18 protein-coding genes and 4 tRNA genes are annotated in these 15,656 nt (G+C 61.8%); 9 read left to right on the forward strand and 13 right to left on the reverse strand.

Features of this window, described 5'->3' with window-relative positions; all coding sequences use genetic code 11:
• Positions 1–13: 13 nt before the first annotated feature.
• The 3 genes from rph to HMPREF2678_RS02430 all read left to right on the forward strand — a co-directional run bounded on the left by rph (position 14) and on the right by HMPREF2678_RS02430 (position 2,996).
• Positions 14–784, forward strand: coding sequence for a ribonuclease PH (rph, locus tag HMPREF2678_RS02420; protein WP_070550696.1), 771 nt, complete (start codon positions 14–16; stop codon positions 782–784).
• 41 nt (positions 785–825) lie between these two features.
• Positions 826–1,479, forward strand: a complete 654-nt coding sequence (locus tag HMPREF2678_RS02425) for a non-canonical purine NTP pyrophosphatase (protein WP_070550698.1) — start codon at positions 826–828, stop codon at positions 1,477–1,479.
• A 122-nt stretch (positions 1,480–1,601) separates the two neighbouring features.
• Positions 1,602–2,996 (forward strand): amidohydrolase, encoded by a 1,395-nt coding sequence (locus tag HMPREF2678_RS02430; RefSeq protein ID WP_034981076.1) that lies wholly within the window; start codon positions 1,602–1,604, stop codon positions 2,994–2,996.
• A gap of 26 nt (positions 2,997–3,022) precedes the next feature.
• Here the strand turns inward: HMPREF2678_RS02430 and HMPREF2678_RS02435 are convergent, their stop codons facing one another.
• Positions 3,023–3,388 (reverse strand): DUF3817 domain-containing protein, encoded by a 366-nt coding sequence (locus HMPREF2678_RS02435; RefSeq protein WP_034969037.1) that lies wholly within the window; start codon positions 3,386–3,388, stop codon positions 3,023–3,025.
• A gap of 3 nt (positions 3,389–3,391) precedes the next feature.
• Complete coding sequence (locus HMPREF2678_RS02440) at positions 3,392–3,823, reverse strand: hypothetical protein (RefSeq protein ID WP_034973368.1); 432 nt, start codon at positions 3,821–3,823, stop codon at positions 3,392–3,394.
• A 101-nt stretch (positions 3,824–3,924) separates the two neighbouring features.
• Here HMPREF2678_RS02440 and HMPREF2678_RS02445 point away from each other — a divergent pair.
• Positions 3,925–4,006: transfer RNA gene (locus tag HMPREF2678_RS02445), tRNA-Leu, on the forward strand.
• A 90-nt stretch (positions 4,007–4,096) separates the two neighbouring features.
• On the opposite strand, the gene bcp is transcribed toward HMPREF2678_RS02445, so the two are convergent.
• Complete coding sequence (gene bcp / locus HMPREF2678_RS02450) at positions 4,097–4,588, reverse strand: thioredoxin-dependent thiol peroxidase (protein WP_070550699.1); 492 nt, start codon at positions 4,586–4,588, stop codon at positions 4,097–4,099.
• An 89-nt stretch (positions 4,589–4,677) separates the two neighbouring features.
• On the opposite strand from bcp, the gene HMPREF2678_RS02455 reads away from it, so the two are divergent.
• Positions 4,678–4,956 (forward strand): DUF3618 domain-containing protein, encoded by a 279-nt coding sequence (locus tag HMPREF2678_RS02455; RefSeq protein ID WP_034969047.1) that lies wholly within the window; start codon positions 4,678–4,680, stop codon positions 4,954–4,956.
• A 10-nt stretch (positions 4,957–4,966) separates the two neighbouring features.
• Positions 4,967–6,124, forward strand: a complete 1,158-nt coding sequence (locus HMPREF2678_RS02460; RefSeq protein WP_070550714.1) for an AbrB family transcriptional regulator — start codon at positions 4,967–4,969, stop codon at positions 6,122–6,124.
• Between the two features lie 40 nt (positions 6,125–6,164).
• Here HMPREF2678_RS02460 and HMPREF2678_RS02465 read toward each other — a convergent pair whose 3' ends face one another.
• Positions 6,165–7,199, reverse strand: a complete 1,035-nt coding sequence (locus tag HMPREF2678_RS02465; protein WP_070550701.1) for an LLM class flavin-dependent oxidoreductase — start codon at positions 7,197–7,199, stop codon at positions 6,165–6,167.
• 436 nt (positions 7,200–7,635) lie between these two features.
• Positions 7,636–7,708 (reverse strand) — tRNA-Lys (locus HMPREF2678_RS02470).
• Positions 7,709–8,113: 405 nt separating this feature from the next.
• Between HMPREF2678_RS02470 and HMPREF2678_RS02475 the strand changes: the two genes are divergently transcribed.
• Positions 8,114–9,274, forward strand: coding sequence for a L,D-transpeptidase (locus HMPREF2678_RS02475; protein ID WP_246817861.1), 1,161 nt, complete (start codon positions 8,114–8,116; stop codon positions 9,272–9,274).
• Here the strand turns inward: HMPREF2678_RS02475 and HMPREF2678_RS02480 are convergent.
• Positions 9,271–10,203 (reverse strand): squalene/phytoene synthase family protein, encoded by a 933-nt coding sequence (locus HMPREF2678_RS02480; protein WP_083303394.1) that lies wholly within the window; start codon positions 10,201–10,203, stop codon positions 9,271–9,273. The genes HMPREF2678_RS02475 and HMPREF2678_RS02480 overlap by 4 nt on opposite strands.
• Before the next feature lie 409 nt (positions 10,204–10,612).
• Between HMPREF2678_RS02480 and HMPREF2678_RS02485 the strand changes: the two genes are divergently transcribed.
• A complete protein-coding gene (locus tag HMPREF2678_RS02485; protein ID WP_034994101.1) occupies positions 10,613–10,834 on the forward strand; it encodes a heavy-metal-associated domain-containing protein in 222 nt (73 codons plus the stop codon).
• A gap of 102 nt (positions 10,835–10,936) precedes the next feature.
• Here the strand turns inward: HMPREF2678_RS02485 and HMPREF2678_RS02490 are convergent, their stop codons facing one another.
• The 5 genes from HMPREF2678_RS02490 to HMPREF2678_RS02510 all read right to left on the reverse strand — a co-directional run bounded on the left by HMPREF2678_RS02490 (position 10,937) and on the right by HMPREF2678_RS02510 (position 13,919).
• Complete coding sequence (locus HMPREF2678_RS02490; protein ID WP_237744606.1) at positions 10,937–11,434, reverse strand: flavin reductase family protein; 498 nt, start codon at positions 11,432–11,434, stop codon at positions 10,937–10,939.
• A 27-nt stretch (positions 11,435–11,461) separates the two neighbouring features.
• Positions 11,462–11,537 (reverse strand) — tRNA-His (locus tag HMPREF2678_RS02495).
• 96 nt (positions 11,538–11,633) lie between these two features.
• Positions 11,634–12,266, reverse strand: a complete 633-nt coding sequence (gene orn / locus HMPREF2678_RS02500) for an oligoribonuclease (protein WP_034969063.1) — start codon at positions 12,264–12,266, stop codon at positions 11,634–11,636.
• 58 nt (positions 12,267–12,324) lie between these two features.
• Entirely contained in the window at positions 12,325–13,239 is a 915-nt protein-coding gene (cmrA, locus tag HMPREF2678_RS02505; protein WP_246817862.1) for a mycolate reductase, read from the reverse strand.
• Between the two features lie 35 nt (positions 13,240–13,274).
• Positions 13,275–13,919, reverse strand: a complete 645-nt coding sequence (locus HMPREF2678_RS02510) for a CPBP family intramembrane glutamic endopeptidase (protein ID WP_168163078.1) — start codon at positions 13,917–13,919, stop codon at positions 13,275–13,277.
• A gap of 132 nt (positions 13,920–14,051) precedes the next feature.
• Here HMPREF2678_RS02510 and HMPREF2678_RS02515 point away from each other — a divergent pair, with 132 nt between their 5' ends.
• Positions 14,052–14,906 (forward strand): DUF6882 domain-containing protein, encoded by an 855-nt coding sequence (locus HMPREF2678_RS02515; protein ID WP_070550708.1) that lies wholly within the window; start codon positions 14,052–14,054, stop codon positions 14,904–14,906.
• Between the two features lie 46 nt (positions 14,907–14,952).
• Here the strand turns inward: HMPREF2678_RS02515 and HMPREF2678_RS10165 are convergent, their stop codons facing one another.
• Together HMPREF2678_RS10165 and HMPREF2678_RS02525 are read right to left on the reverse strand one after the other, a co-directional pair.
• Positions 14,953–15,282: a hypothetical protein gene (locus HMPREF2678_RS10165; protein ID WP_035007856.1), complete on the reverse strand. Its 330-nt coding sequence runs from the start codon at positions 15,280–15,282 to the stop codon at positions 14,953–14,955.
• A 194-nt stretch (positions 15,283–15,476) separates the two neighbouring features.
• Positions 15,477–15,553, reverse strand: a tRNA-Arg gene (locus HMPREF2678_RS02525).
• Between the last annotated feature and the right edge of the window lie 103 nt (positions 15,554–15,656).

The raw sequence follows: 15,656 nt of genomic DNA on the forward strand, positions 1-15,656 counted from the left end.
AGACTTAAGCCCCATGACGAACACCAACGCAGAAAACAACACCAACACTGGCAGCAACTTCACCCGCACAGACGGGCGCGCCACCAATGAAATGCGCCCGGTGCGCATCACCCGCGGATTCACCAGCAACCCCGCAGGCAGCGTGCTGGTGGAATTCGGCAACACCCGAGTCATGTGCACCGCCAGCGTGGAAGAGGGCGTGCCGCGGTTCAAGAAGGATTCCGGCGAAGGCTGGCTGACCGCCGAGTACGCGATGCTGCCGGCCTCCACCCACGAGCGCATGCCGCGCGAATCCATGAAGGGCAAGGTCAAGGGACGCACCCAGGAGATCTCTCGCCTCGTCGGCCGCGCACTTCGCGCCGCCGTCGACCTGAAGGCGCTGGGGGAGAACACCGTCAACATCGACTGCGACGTTCTGCAGGCCGATGGCGGCACCCGTACCGCAGCCATCACCGGCGCTTACGTGGCCTTGGCTGATGCGCTGGCCGTGCTGCAAGCTAGGGGCGTCGTACCAGGTCAACCGCTACGCGCACCCGTCGCCGCAGTGTCCGTCGGCATCATCGACGGAGTGCCGTGCCTTGACCTGCCATATGAGGAAGACTCGCGGGCGGACGTGGACATGAACGTGGCGATGACGGCCGAGGGGCGCTTTGTGGAAATCCAGGGCACCGGCGAGAACGCGGAGTTCACCCGCGAGGAGCTAAACGCGCTGCTGGACCTGGCCGAGGGCGGCCTGCGCGAACTCATCGAGGCGCAGCGGGCGGCGCTGGCGCAGGCACTCTAAAACAGCAGAAGCAAACGCGACAAGAGAAGGGGAGTGGCACCGTGCGGGTACTGGTGGCCTCAAGGAATAAGAAGAAGCTGGCGGAGCTGAACCGCATGCTGGAAGCGGCGAACGTGACCGGCATTGAACTCGTCGGGTTGGGGGACGTGCCGGAATACCCGGAGACCCCGGAGACCGGCGCGACGTTCGTGGACAACGCGCGGATCAAGACCAACGATGGCGTGCGCCACACCGGCCTGCCGACGATCGCCGACGATTCCGGGCTGGCCGTCGACGCGCTGAACGGAATGCCGGGCGTGCTGAGCGCCCGCTGGTCCGGTGGCCACGGCGACGACAAAGCTAACAACGCCCTGCTGCTAGCACAGATGGGGGACGTGCCGGACGAGCGTCGCGGGGCGCACTTCGTATCCTCCTGCGTGCTGCAGCTGCCCGCCGACGTCGCGGCAGAACGCGGCATGGAGGCCGAATACGCCGTGGAAGGGCGTTGGTACGGCCGGGTGCTGCGCGCCGAGCAGGGCGAGGGCGGCTTCGGCTATGACCCGCTGTTCGCTCCTGACGAGCTGCCAGAAGGCCAGGAAGAACAACTGGCCGGTAAGTCCGCAGGTGAGCTGACGGCGGAACAGAAGGATGCCGTCTCCCACCGCGGCAAAGCCTTACGTCAGCTGGTGGAAATCCTGGCGCAGTTGGCGGATTAGAGTTCCGTAAAGATGCCGTCCAGCACGCCGCAGGCCTGGCGCCGGGCGTGCACAACCCACGTATGATGGGACACGTTACAAACACCAAAACTCAAGAGATTGCAGCAGAAAGGACCCCTCGCGTGACCGCCCCCGGCACAGACAGCGACCAGGCCACTTTTAGCCCCACAAGCCCCAGCGGCATCGTGGCCGGATCGCAGGCCGACCTCAGCTGGCTGGAGGACGTGTATAAGTTCTTCCACCAACACCCCGAACTCTCGGGAGCGGAGGAAGTCACCGCGCAGCGGATCGTCAAGGAACTGGAAGGCTTCCCTGACTGGGAGGTCACCAGCAACATCGGCGGCTACGGCATCACCGCCGTGCTGGAAAACGGCGACGGCCCGACAGTGTTGATGCGCGCCGACTTCGACGGCCTGCCCGTCGCGGAGAAAACCGGCGTGGACTACGCCTCCACGTATTCGCAACTCAACGCATCCGGCGAGCGCGTGGCCACCATGCACGCCTGTGGCCATGACCAGCACACCACCAGTCTGCTGGGAGCCATGCGCATTCTCAACGAAGAGCGTGCCCACTGGTCTGGCACGGTGGTGGCACTGTTCCAGCCGGCCGAAGAGGCGTCAATTGGCGCGCACAAGATGGTCTCCGACGGCTTGGGGCGCATCATTCCGCGACCCGACGTCTGCCTGGCGCAACACATCGTCGCTGGACCGGCAGGCCAGGTGTACTCCGCGCCGGGGCCGGTGATGACTTCCTCCACCACCATCGAAATCACCCTCTACGGTCGCGGCGCGCACGCCTCCATGCCGCACCGCTCCGTCGACCCTGTGGTGCTGGCGGCCTCGACGGTGATGAAGCTACAGACAATCGTGTCCCGCGAAGTTCCGCCGGGCAAGTTCGCAGTGATCACCGTCGCATCCGTGGAAGCAGGCAAGGCGAACAACGTGATCCCGGACTCCGCGAAGATCTCCCTATCCTGCCGCTTCTACGACGAAGAGCTGCGACAGAAGTGCGTGGATGCCATCAAGCGCGTGGTGCGCGCCGAAGCTATGGCCGCGGGCGCGGACCGTAACCCGGACTTCAAGTTCGTGGGTATGCTGGGGGCAACCGACAATGACCAGGGCGTTTACGATGTTGTCCGCCCCCACTTCGATAGTTCCTTCGGCGAGGATTCCATAGAGATGGAGCCCTGGACGGCCTCCGAGGATTTCTCCGTGATCCCGAAGTCCTTCGGCTGCCCCTACATGCTTTGGACCATCGGCATTACCCCGCGCCGCCAGTGGCAGCGCGCCGAATCCGCCGGGCGGTTGGATATCGATATCCCCACCAACCACAACCCGGGTTTCCTGCCGGACCTGTCCACCCTCCAGGTATCTACTCGCGCGGCGGCTGTTGCGATTCTGGCGTGCCTGCAGTCCACGTGGGAGCAGCCGGAAGCCGAGCCGCACGTCATGGGTGCGCCCGTGCCGACCGACGAGGAAATCGACGCAGTCGCCGTGGAGACCTCTCTGGTCGAGTAGCCGCGTGGTGTGGCGCTCGCGCGACGCTAATCCAGCTGGAACGCGGCCTTAACCTCGTCGCGGCGCTTCTTCTCCACGATGAAGCTCAGGAAAGGCACCACGCCCGCCAGCATCGTGGTGACCCACTTCGCCGGCTCCCAGCGCGCCTTCGTTCCCAGATCCAGGCAGCAAATCACGTAGACCATAAACACCAGCCCGTGCGCCGGGCCGATGTAGCTGAACCACTCCGGGGTGTTGTCCTTGCCGAGGATCAGGTACTTAAAAATCATCTCCGCCAGCAGGATCAGCAGCCAAACACCGGTCACCACCGCCGCCACGGAGTAAAACTTCAGCGACTTCGCCACGCGCGCCTGACGCTCCGGGTGGATCGCGGTGGTCTGCTCGTTGGTCATTGCTTAGTGCCCTTTCTCGTTGTTGTTCTCGCGCTCTTTATTTTTGGACGCCCTCATCCTCGCCCGCTCGCGCCTATCATCCACCCAGATATCTTCAGCCTTGTTGGCTTGCAGGAAGTCCTGCGGTACCTCGGTGATGTCATCGGAAGGCTGGGCGGGAGCAGCCGGGGCAACGTCGCCCTGCAGCCGCTCCTTTTCGTACTGGATGTACTTGCGGTACGCCACGACGAAGAAGATGCCGAAGATTGGCCATTGGATGGCGTAGCCCAGATTCTGGAAGCTACCGCCGTTGGACTGCCAGCGGTTCCACTGCCACCACGCCAGAAGGAGGGTGGCGATCACCGCCAGCACCAGGAAGATGATCTGGATGATGCGAACGCGCAGCGGAAACGGGTGGGCAGGGGCCTTGCCGTCAATCTCGGAGTGTTCGTTCACACTGGAACATTCTACCTGTCGTGCCTGTTCCGCCTAATTTCTTTTCCCGCGGGCGCACTTGCTAGCATAAAGGGGGAGACGCGGTTGTCCGCGTTCTTTTTGCGCCTGTGGCGGAATTGGCAGACGCGCTGGATTTAGGTTCCAGTGTCTTATGACGTGGGAGTTCAAGTCTCCCCAGGCGCACAAATTTTTTCGGCCCCGCCTCTGTGGCGGGGCCGTGTGCTTGTGGCGGGGCGGTGCGCCGTGCAACGCGTGCATGGGCACGCGCAAGCGCTACAGCTCCTTGGCGATGCGCGCGACGTGGCCGGTGGCCTTCACGTTGTACTTCGCCACGGCGATCTTGCCTTCCTCGTCAATAACGAACGTGGAGCGGATCACGCCCTGGACGATCTTTCCGTAGTTCTTCTTCTCGCCATATGCGCCATAAGCCTCCATGACGGACTTGTCGGCGTCCGAAAGAAGGGGGAAGGTCAGCTCGTACTTATCGTGGAACTTCTCCAGAGCCTCCACCTTGTCGGGAGAAATGCCGACCACGTCGACCCCCTGACCGTTGAGCTTGGTGAGGGAATCGCGGAAATCGCAGGCCTCCGTGGTGCAGCCGGGCGTGTCGGCCTTGGGGTAGAAGTACACAATGACCTTGCGGCCCGCGTAGTCCGCTAGGCTCACGTTCTTGCCGGAATCGCTGGGCAGGGTGAACTCCGGGGCCTTGTCTCCGACCTGCAGTCGGGTGGGCTGGCTTGCGGTGGTGTTGCTGTTTTCAGTCATGCACCCCACCCTAGCGAAAGCGCCAGCGGGCGGGATCATTTACAATGTTCAGGTAGCACTTAAACGTTCGAATATAGGGAGAAACTTCCGTGGCCCGTAGCATCGATGCCATCCAGCGCGACATTGAACGCACCCGCAACCAGCTGGGACGGACGCTGGAGGAGCTGTCCGTCCGTGCGGATCCGAAGAACCTTGCGGATGACGCTCGCGGCCAGGCCGTGAACACCCTCAAGGAGCCGAAGGTGCAGATGATCCTCGGTGGCGTAGTCGCTGGTGTCGCCCTGCTAACCGCCCTGGCCGTCAGCTCCAAGCGCAAGGAAAAGAAGCAGATCAAGGAAATCCAGCGCCTGCTCGCAGCAACCCGCTAAGCGGTTGCCGTTGCCACAACTGGCACTACCCAGCCCCGCGAAGCTGGCCACGCTGGCTCTGCTGACCGTCCTGTCGATCGCCGCAGGTTTCGCCTGCGAAGCAGCGGGAGTACCCGCTGCCTGGATCTTTTCCTTCCTGATCGTCTTCGGCCTCTACGCCATCTTCAGCGACCGGCAGGTCAGCCCGCCCAAAAAGGCGATGATCCCTTCCCAGGTGATCATCGCCCTTTTGTGTTCCTCGCCCCTGACCACCGTCGACGTCGGCACCATCGTTGCCTACGCCGGCCCGACCGCAATGTCGCTGATCGTCACGTTAGTAGTCTGCCTGCTGGCCTCTTGGCTGCTGGTGCGCATCCACCGGGTTGGCCCGGCCACGTCGGTGCTGGCCACGCTCGCTGGTGGCGCCAGCGCGATGGTGATGCTCTCCCGGGAGCTCAATGCCGACACGCGCTTCGTCACCCTCACCCAATACTTGCGGGTATCCATCATCGTCTTGACCCTCCCCGGGCTGGTCACGCTTCTCGGCCGCGTCGGGGGCGACCAGGCAGATGCGGCCGAGGGGGCGTCAATAGGGAAAGAGAGTCTCCTCGACGGCCTGCAGACGAACTGGCAGGGCATGGTAGGCGCGGCAGCCGTGGGGCTGACCGTGTGGGCGTTTACGCGCGCGACGGCGCGGTGGTTCAGTATCAGCTCGCCGTACCTACTGCTGAGTATCGCGTTCGCCATGATCGGCGTGATGGTGTTCGGCGTGCCCCATGAGTTCATCGCTCCGAACGGGCTGCTGGAGAAACTGGCCTACGCACTGATCGGCGTGCAGGCCGGTGGCACCCTGACGAAAGGCGCGCTGCGGCAGTTCGTGCGAGCCCTGCCGGTGATCCTGGGCGTGATTGCCCTGATGATCGCCAGCTCTATCGGAACGGCCTTCGCCATCGCTGGCCTGTGGGATTTTAAGGTTCTGGACGCCTACCTCGCCACCGTGCCGGGCGGCATCTACGCCGTTCTGGCATTTGCGCACGACGCTGGCAGCCAGCCGATCGTCACGGTCATCCAAGTGATGCGTATGATCGCCATGCTGGTGGTGGGCGCTTACGCGCCGCAGATCATCCGGCTGGTGTTCGGCGCGGGCGCGGCCGACGGGCGGCCGGAGCCGCGGGAGACGCAGCGCTAAGAGGCGCTAGAGGGTGCTAGGGGCGCAAGAACCCTAGCGGTTAGCGCTGGGCGGGGGAGAGTGAGGCGGCGTCCGCAAGAATCTCCATCGACCGCAGCGACTCGGCGGTCGACGGCGACTGCAGCGACACCATGAGCTCGTCGGCCTGAGCGTGCTCGCGGAATTCCTCGAGGTAACGGCGGACGACGTCGCCCGTGCCGACGGCGGAGTAGCGCAGCATATCCAGGATCTGCTGGCCGGCAGGGGAATCGATGAGCATGTCCAGCTCCTCCTCCGTCAGACTGCGGCCGCGGCCAGCCATGACGCGCACGCGAGTGCGGCAGACCTGGCGGAACTGCTCTTCGGCCTCCTCCTGCGAATCGGCGGCGGTGACGTTGACCGCGGCGATGACGTAGGGCTCCGGGTGGCGCTCCGAAGGCTGGTAATTATCGCGGTACACCTGCACCGCCTGCGTGAGGGCGGCGGGAGCGAAGTGGCTGGCGAAGCTGTACGGCAGGCCCAGGTGCGCGGCCAGCTGCGCGCCGAACAGGGAAGAGCCCAGGATGTACAGAGGCACCCTCGTGCCCATACCCGGCACAGCCTCCACGCCGGGGATCTTGGAGGGGCCGTTGAAGTAGCCGTAGAGCTCTGCAACATCCTGCGGGAAGGACTCTGCGGCGGAAGGATCGCGGCGCAGGGCGCGCAAGGTCATCTGGTCGGTGCCGGGTGCGCGGCCGAGGCCCAAGTCGATGCGGCCTGGGTGTAACTCCGCGAGGGTGCCGAACTGCTCGGCGATGACCAGCGGGGCGTGGTTCGGGAGCATGACGCCACCCGCGCCCAAGTTGATAGTGGAAGTCTTCGCCGCGATGTGTGCGATAAGAACCGCAGGGGAGGAGCTGGCGATGGACTTCATGTTGTGGTGCTCGGAATACCAGATGCGCTGAAAGCCTAGCTTTTCGGCCTGCTGGGCCCACTGGACGGAGCGGTCGAAGGCGTCTGCGGGGCGTTCGCCCTTGAAGACGGTGGCGAAGTCCAGGAGGCTCAGCGGGGCGAGAGAGTTCGCCGGGGAGTTTCCGTTTGCCGTCGTGTCCGTCATTGTGGTGTTGATGCCTCCTGATTGTGGTGCTGATAGCGTACAGCGCTGATAGCTTGCAGCGCTGCACGCTTGCACTTCTCTTGCGCCTGCGTTCCTAACTAACGATAACCGCCCTGGCAGCGCGAATATTCCCGTTGGGAGGGGCGGGAGCGGGACGGGTCAATTCCGGCGCAAGCCACCCCGCAAACTACCCCGCAGTGGACGACGATCGCCTGACGTTAGAGGGAAAATGTCCCAAATCTTCCACTCTACTTTTATAGCTATTCTGTTTCTGCTGGTCAGGAGGTTTTGGTGGAACCGTCAAATCGCTGAAATTATCAAGAATGGAAGATTTGGGACATTCGGCTCTTGAAAGCGCTATTGAGAAGCCGATGAAGCGAAAGCAAAACCCCCGCTCACCGGATAAGATTCCAAGTGAACGGGGGAGTTGGCGGTGTGGGCTATCAGGGACTCGAACCCCGAACCCGCTGATTAAGAGTCAGCTGCTCTGCCAATTGAGCTAATAGCCCGCGTTATTCGAAGCGCTGTGCGCCTCGGCAACGTGGAAAACTTTATACCGCAGTGGCCTTACAACACAAATCGCCAGGTCGGAAGGGGATTCTATGTGCATGCAATTGCGCCTTAAGTGTCCAGTGCAGTACGGCTGCGCGGTACGGCTGTGGGGTCGCCAATCCGCGGCAATGCGGTACGGCTGCCCGCTTGAATTCCCAGGCCTCCCACCCTGCTTGGCTCACCCCAGCCCACCGTTTATAACGTTTAAGCCACGAACCGCTGGGACGCGCCGAATTGGCTAACGTTAAGGTGCTCTCAGGCGCTATTCTCAGCAACAGTCACTTTATTCACACACGCTTTTCTTCTTGGAGTTAGTCTTGCGCAGCACCAAGGTTTTCGGTCAAACCTTCTCACGGATCACTGTGGCGTCGTTAAGCATTGCACTGCTTGGCTTCACCGCATCCTGCACCATCGATCGCGACAACAACGAACATCAGATCGAGTCAAGTTCCTCCACAGGCAAGCAGGGCAACGGCGACGAGAAGGCCGAGAACAAACTGACCTCCAACATCAAAGACGGCGACGACGAGGTCGACGTCACCGAGCACGTGCAGGTCAAGGCTGGCCAGAAGATCGACAAGGTCTCGCTGACCAACGACGCGGGCGAGGAAGTTAAGGGCAAGTTCAACGACGACAAGACCGAATGGACCGTGCCCACGAAGCTTGGCTACTCGCGCACGTACACGCTGACCGCAAAGTCGGGCGAACAGAAGCTTAAGCAGACGTTCACTACCATGACCCCGGGTATGACGCTCGACGGCGCGCTCGCCCCACTCGACGGCTCGACCGTTGGCATTGGCCAAACCATCGCCTTGCATTTTGACGCCCCCGTGGAAGACCGCAAGGCCGTGGAAGACGCAATCACCGTGGAAACCACGCCGAAGGTGGAAGGTGCTTTCTACTGGATCACGGCACAGGACGTGCGCTGGCGCCCGGAGAAGTACTGGAAGCCCGGCACCAAGGTCAACGTTAAGGCGAACCTCTACGGCACCAAGATCGGTGAAGGCGTGTACGGCGGCGAGGACCGCAGCGCGAAGTTCACCATCGGCGACGACATGCGTGCGCTGGTGGATGACAAGACCAAGACGATGACCATCAAGAAGAACGGCAAGACTGTGCAGACCATGCCGGTCTCCCTGGGCATGGACTACCAGTACCCCACGCCGAACGGTACCTACATCATCGGTGATCAGCATGAGTCGCTGACGATGGATTCCTCGACGTTCGGGCTGACCGGCTCTGGGTCGTACGTCACGGACGTGCAGTATGCGACGCAGATGAGCTACTCCGGCATCTACATCCACGCCGCGCCGTGGAGCGTGTACGCGCAGGGCAACACCAACACCTCGCACGGCTGCATCAACGTGACCGTCGAAAACGCTGCCTGGGTGTTTAACAACATGAAGCGAGGCGACATCGTTGAGGTGAAGAACACGCAGGGTGAGACCCTGAACGGCTCCGACGGCCTGGGAGACTGGAATATCCCGTGGAAGACCTGGAAGGCCGGGAACGCAGACGGCTAGCGCAGGCGCGCGGCGCGGGGGACGGCGCGCGCTATGATCTTCGCCTTTTCGGCTCGCGGCACTTGCACGCGGGCCGTTTTTAATTGTTCGACGGGCGTGCGCGCCAGCCGCTCGTTCAGCGCGGCGAACAGATCGTGCGCGCCCAGCACACCCACGCGCGCGGCCAGCGGCAGCAGCGCCATGGTGGCGTGAGCCTGCGCAAGTTCCCCGCGAATCTCGTCCACCAGCTCCGCCTTCGACTCTTCCGTGAGTTTCGGCAGGTAGGAGCGCTGCAGCCCGACCGTGTCTTCCCGGTAGTCCCGCAGGAAATTCACCTTTTGGAACGCGCTGCCCAGCGCGTAGGCGCCCTCGTCGGTTCGGGCGCGCTGCTCCGGGGTCAACGGTCGCCCGGCCTGCTCGGCGTGCGCGGCGAACACCGCGTTGCACATCCACCCGATCACGCCCGCGGATCCGTGCACGTAGGCGGGGAGGGGCAAGGGGTTGGAGCTAGGGGCGTCCGAACGCATGGACGCGAAGAAATCCACCGTCCAGGATCGTTCGAACCCTGCCCAGCGCGCGGTGGCGGCGAATGCGTGCGCGATGGGGTCGGTGCTGAACCCTGTGTCTAGCGCGGTGAGGGTGGTCTGTTCGTAGTCGTCGAGTGTTTTGGTGACGCCGCAGGCCGGCAAGCCCAGCGCCTCAGCCGTACCGTCGACGATTTCATCCGCGATGCGGGCGAGAGCGTAGATGTTGCGGATGTGCAGCTTCACCGTGGGCGCGAGGAGCTCGCTGGCAAGGTAAAAGCTGGTGGAGTAGTGGCGGATGATGCTGGCGGCCGCGGAGGTGGAGGCCTGCGTGTACAGCGCGCCGGGGTCGTCGTGGATGCTGGCGGCGGGGCGTGTAGTGGCGCTGGGGTGTGCGCGAAGAGGGAGTTTGGGCAGGCGGGCCATGCTGATTAATGCTAGTCCACGGGGGCGCGGGGCTGGCTGGGTGGTGAGACGGGGGATCCCTGGACAGCAGCCGTGAATCCGGGGATTTTTTGGGGGCGCGGGGTTCTCGGGGATGCCCTGGGGAGCCTAAATGTCCCAAATTCCAGCTCTTAAAATATAACTATTCTGTTTGCGCAGGTCAGAGGGGGTGGGATTTTGGCGAGAAATCTGCTTTTCGCAATAACTCGAAGATTTGGGACATTCGCCTTTTAGAGGAAGGGCGAAGCCCGTTCGCAACTGCACATATCCTGGAAGCTGCAGGCACTGCGAGCCCATGCAGTGCGCTAAGGCATACCGTGGAATAAAGCGTGTTTCGAAGCGCTGAATATTAAGAAGGCTACGAAAGCAACGACAAAGAGAGGCACACATTATGAGCGCATACAGCTACAACGTCACTGGAATGAGCTGCGGGCACTGCGAAAACGCCGTCAAGGAGGAGGTTTCCAACCTTCCCGGTGTATCGAACATCGAGGTCAGTGCAGACAAGGGGCTGCTGACGTTCGAGCATGACGGGGCAGCGGGGGAGCTCACGGATCAGCAGGTCATCGACGCAGTCGATGAGGCCGGCTACGAGGCCACCCGCCGCGCGTAGCGCCGCGGGGCGGAAACAACAAGTCGCGGAGTCCAGCGTCGCGGGGCGGAAGCGACAAGCCGCGCGTAGCGCCGCGGGCGGTGGCGCCCAGCTGCGCCGCCGCTAGAAGGGCTGCAGGCCGTCGATGCTGTAGAACTCGTGGCCCAGGAAGAGCAGCGCGGAATCGGTGGAAGTCTCCGACACATCCAGCACCTCCGCGGCCACCAGCGTGGCCTCCCCGGCCTGCGCCGTATCGGAAATGCGCGCGCGGATCACTGCCCGGGAATTCGGCAGCAGCGGCTCGCCAGTCTCCGCGGTTACCCACCCTTGAGATTCCGCGAAGCGGTCCGCGCCCGAGGTGGCGAAGGAGTGCGCGATGGGGGACTGGGCGTCATTAAGAAAGTGCACCAACATGCTGCTACAACGCAGCAACTTGCCTGCCGAACCCGTGCGCTTCATCAGCGAGAAACTGATCGACAGTGGGTCTAGCGATAGGGAAGAAACGGACGATGCGGTCAGGCCGACGGGCTCGCCGTCGACGGTCGCGGTGATCAGCGTTACCCCCGCCGGGTGTCCGCGGAAGACGTCCCGAAACGCTGCTTGAAGATCGGTGTTACTCATTAGCATCACTAGACCTTGGGAAAGATTTGGGGTGACTGACGGGACTCGAACCCGCGACACCTAGGATCACAACCTAGTGCTCTACCAGCTGAACTACAGTCACCATTGCTGTTGAAAACAGCGGATTTCATGTTAGCCGACACCCCGCGACTTAACCAAAATGCCAGGTCGGGAGGTCTGAACGCGGGCTAAAGCGGCGCTAGATCGGGAAGCGTTCCGTCGCTGCCTTCGCGGCGGCGTTCACGTCTGCATTGGCCGGGTCGGCTTCCACCAGCATTGCGCGGCGGTAGTAATCCAGTTCGCGGATGGATTCCTTGATGTCTGCCAGCGCGCGGTGCGTCATGCCCTTGGCGGGCTGGCCGTTGTACACGTGCGGGTACCAGCGGCGGGCGAGCTCCTTCAGGCTGGAGACGTCGATCATGCGGTAGTGCAGGTATTGGTCAAGGTGTGGCATGTAGCGGGTGATGAACTTCCGGTCGACGCTGATGCTGTTGCCTGCCAGCGGTGCGACACCTGCGGTGGGGACGTGCTTCTTCACGTACTCCAGGACTTGCTCTTCGGCTTCTTCCAGCGTGAAGTCGGAGGCGCGGATCTGTTCCGTCAGCCCGGATTCGCCGTGCATCTTCGTTACGACGGCATCCATGCGGTCAAGGTCGCGCTCGGTCGCGTGGATCACCACGTCCAGTCCCTCGTCGAGCGGGGTCAGGTCCGCATCCGTCACGATCACTGCGATCTCTACCAGCACGTGTTGGTCCGGGTCGAGGCCCGTCATTTCGCAGTCGACCCACACGAGTCGATCGTTCTTGGCAACTTGATTCGGGGTGGTGTTCACGGAGGTTCCTTTCTGTTGTTGATAATTCTATGTCGTTTTTGGTGACGCCCCCTCGGAATCAGTCGCCTTCGGTTGCCATTTGGGCGTAGAACTTGCCGACGATGGGTGCGGTGACCTTCCGTGGCAGGTAGGTGGAGACGAAATTCATGGCCTTCGACAGTGGGCCGGGGACTACGCGGAGTTTGTTCTTGGACAGGGCGACCAGGGTGTCGATAGCGCAGTCTTCGTAGGTGGTCCAGAGGAAGTCCGGGACGGCATCGTCGACTTCGGTGAGCTGCTCGTCTTCCTTGCGGGCTTCGCGCACCGGCCCGGGTGCCAGGAGTGTGCACTTAATGCCGTGATCCTTGAGCTCGTAGTGCAGGGATTCGGTGAAGGTGTTGACCATCGCCTTGGTGCCCACGTAGGTGGCGTTTCCGGGGATGGCCATGTTGCCCGCGGCGGAGCCGACGTTGACGATGCCGCCCTCGCCGCGTTCCAGCATGCCGGGCAGCACGGCCTGGGTGAGTTCGTAGAGCGCGGTGGCGTTGAGCTCGAATTGCAGGCGCTCGTAGTCCCAGTCGAGGTCCTTGAACTGGCCGAAGGTGGCAATGCCCGCGGAGTTGATGATGATGCTCACCGGGGTGGTGCGCAGCTCTTCCAGCAGTTCTGCGCGGGCGGGGGCATCCGCCAAGTCGACGGAACGGATTTGCACGTCGCGGTCCGGGAATGCATCCGCGATTTCCTGCATTGGGGCTACGGTGCGGGCGACCAGGAGCAGGTCGTAGCCGCGCCGGGCGAGCTCCTCGGCGATGGCCTTGCCGATGCCGGAGGAAGCGCCGGTGATCACAGCGTAGGAGCCCGGAGTGGGGGCCGGGAGGTCGAGCTCCTCGGACTTCTGGGACTTGCCCAGGCCGAACGGCAGCGGGACGGGGAGCTGTTCCAGGGGGAGGGAACGGAGGGCGTCAATAGGGTTAAAGCGGCTATTCGCAGTCATGGCTACAACCATAGCGGGCGGTGCGGACAAGAGGCTTAGCCAGCGACTCCGAAGACGAGTAGCCCGACGACCAGGTTGTTCAGCATATGAACGATGAATCCCGCCCATAGTGTGCCGTGCCACCTGGTGATCAGTGCGCAAGAGATGCCGAGGAAGGCCGTAAAGAGGATAGTCGGAGGGGAGACGTGAGCCAGACCGAAAAGCAGTGAGCTGAACAGGACACTCAGGGCAGCTGGCATTAGCGTGTCGAAGTAGCCCATGAGAACCCGACGGAAGACCAACTCCTCGAGGAACGGACCAAGTAGCAGATACGCCAGGAGGACGAGGAGGATGGGGAGGGTCTGCCCGGATTCGCGTGCGCTAGTCAAGGTCGAGGAACGCTCGCCATTTTCCATTCCCAAGATTGAGGCGACAAATGCAGTGGCAGCACCGGCTGCGATGATTGTCACTGGAGTCTGCCAGAGCAGATGCCAACCTCTTTTAGAGAGTGAAGTGAAGCCAGTTTCGATGTTCTGTTTCCGCAGGTAGCGAACCAAAAGCCAGGTGGGCAAGCCGAGGGCGATGATGAGCATGAATGGCAGAGCGCCGAGGACTACTCCCTTGTCCAGGGAGAGCTTTGCCAAGCCCAACGCCTGGACTGCGAGGAGCCCGTAAGCGGAGAGGAGAGCTGCGACGGACACTAATGCGTCCTTAGTGCGAGGAGGGGTTAGTTGTCGGTAGGTCATGGATCCTTTCACAGGTGAGGCTGCGTGAAGCATAGGCTGTATGAAACAGGCTCAGCGAGCTGAGCTAAGCGGTGTTAGTTTAATCACATGATCCCCGATATTCGCAGAGTCGGACAGCACGCCGCGCTGTATGCCCATGCGCGCTGTGAGCACATCATGGAACAGATCGAAGAGCGCGTTGGCGATGACTGGGGAATTGCCGTAGGTGAAATTGAAGGCGAGCAGTACTACCAGTTTCAGGGGCGGGTTAAGCTCGCCAATGTTCGAGTGGAACTCGTCGCTACCGTTGACGTGGAATCTGCGACTCTTAAGTGGGAATGGGCGGATGAAGCGGCTGTTTCCGGAGCTGCAGAACTTGGTCGGCGCCTTGCCGCGGAGGCGATGTGCGAGTGGGGTGAGGAACAAGGCCTGCCCGGGTTTACGACCCCAGTTGTGCCTTACGAGGTTCCCGAGTGGGACGGCGATGAAGCTGAATCGGGTAGCGGGGAAGACACGGAAGATGAGGAAGGCGAGGAAGGCGGTGAGCTGTATGCGCAGTCAATTGCAGCGGCAGCCGTTTCGGAGGATGTAGGGGATAGCGCGTTCGAAATCTTTGGTTCGAATGCTTGTTACGCAACCATTCCGAACGAAGACGAATCCGAGATCCGCATTTACTTGATGGATTCGTTCAACCCACCGATGCGGGAGACGGATCTGTCGGTGATGTTCGTCAAGTTCGACGCCATATTGTTGGAATGCGACGACCCGGTGTGGAGCATCGAAGGGATTGCACATCAGCGCGAGGACTGGACGGTCGAGGAAATCGAGCCGGAGAACAAGCAACGCGCGTGGAAGATCGCGGACAGCGAAGGACGTTACTTCGTGGTGGAGCTGAGCTTCAACGAAGACGGCATGATCGCAGAGCTTGGCAAGAAGGGGCTGTTTACAGAAGAAGGCGCCTGACGGAATCCGTCAGACACCTTCTTGCGTGGAAATACGATGAAGCGTTTTAACGCAGGAGTCCAGCCTGCTTTGCAGCGGCGCCGATCAGGCCGATGCCTGCTGCAGCCACGGCGATCCAGGTGAGAGTCCAACCGAACTGTGTTGCGCCGTAGGCGGTTTCGGCGGACGAACCCGACATTATGGATCCAGCAGCCATCTCTCCGGTCGTCTTGGTGTTCGGTGCAGCACCGGTTCCACGGAGGGCGAACATTCCAACTAGTTTCGCGGCTTCAATCTTCTGAGCGTCAGTCGGTGTACTCGGAGCAGCCTGAGCTGGGGCAGCAGCGAGGCTTAGGGCTGTCGCAGTAGCAACGGCAGCAGTAGCAAAACGCTTCATGGGGTCTCCTTTTTGAGGTTTCAGAAACATGCAATTTCTATTGCAGTCGCTCTTAGACTAGACCCCCGACAACCTTCATTGCTCAGGAAATGTTAAATATATTCTTAATTGAGACTTATGTCACATGCGCCAAATGTTGGGTGCCCTCGCGAGAGGAATGGGAACATGGTTATTGGCATTGATGTCCAATTAGATGGCGCCCCCGGCAGGACTCGAACCCGCGACACATGGGGTAGAAACCCACTGCTCTAATCCACTGAGCTACGGAGGCATACGAGTAGATAATAATGCACGCGAATGCGCTCAGAAATTGAGGGGCAACCAAGCCGGGTCAAGTCCGGTGTTGAAGTGCCCCGGGTTTTGTTCCTAGGCAT

Source organism: Corynebacterium sp. HMSC058E07 (genome assembly GCF_001809885.1).
In the GTDB taxonomy this organism is placed as follows: Bacteria; Actinomycetota; Actinomycetes; order Mycobacteriales; family Mycobacteriaceae; genus Corynebacterium; species Corynebacterium macclintockiae.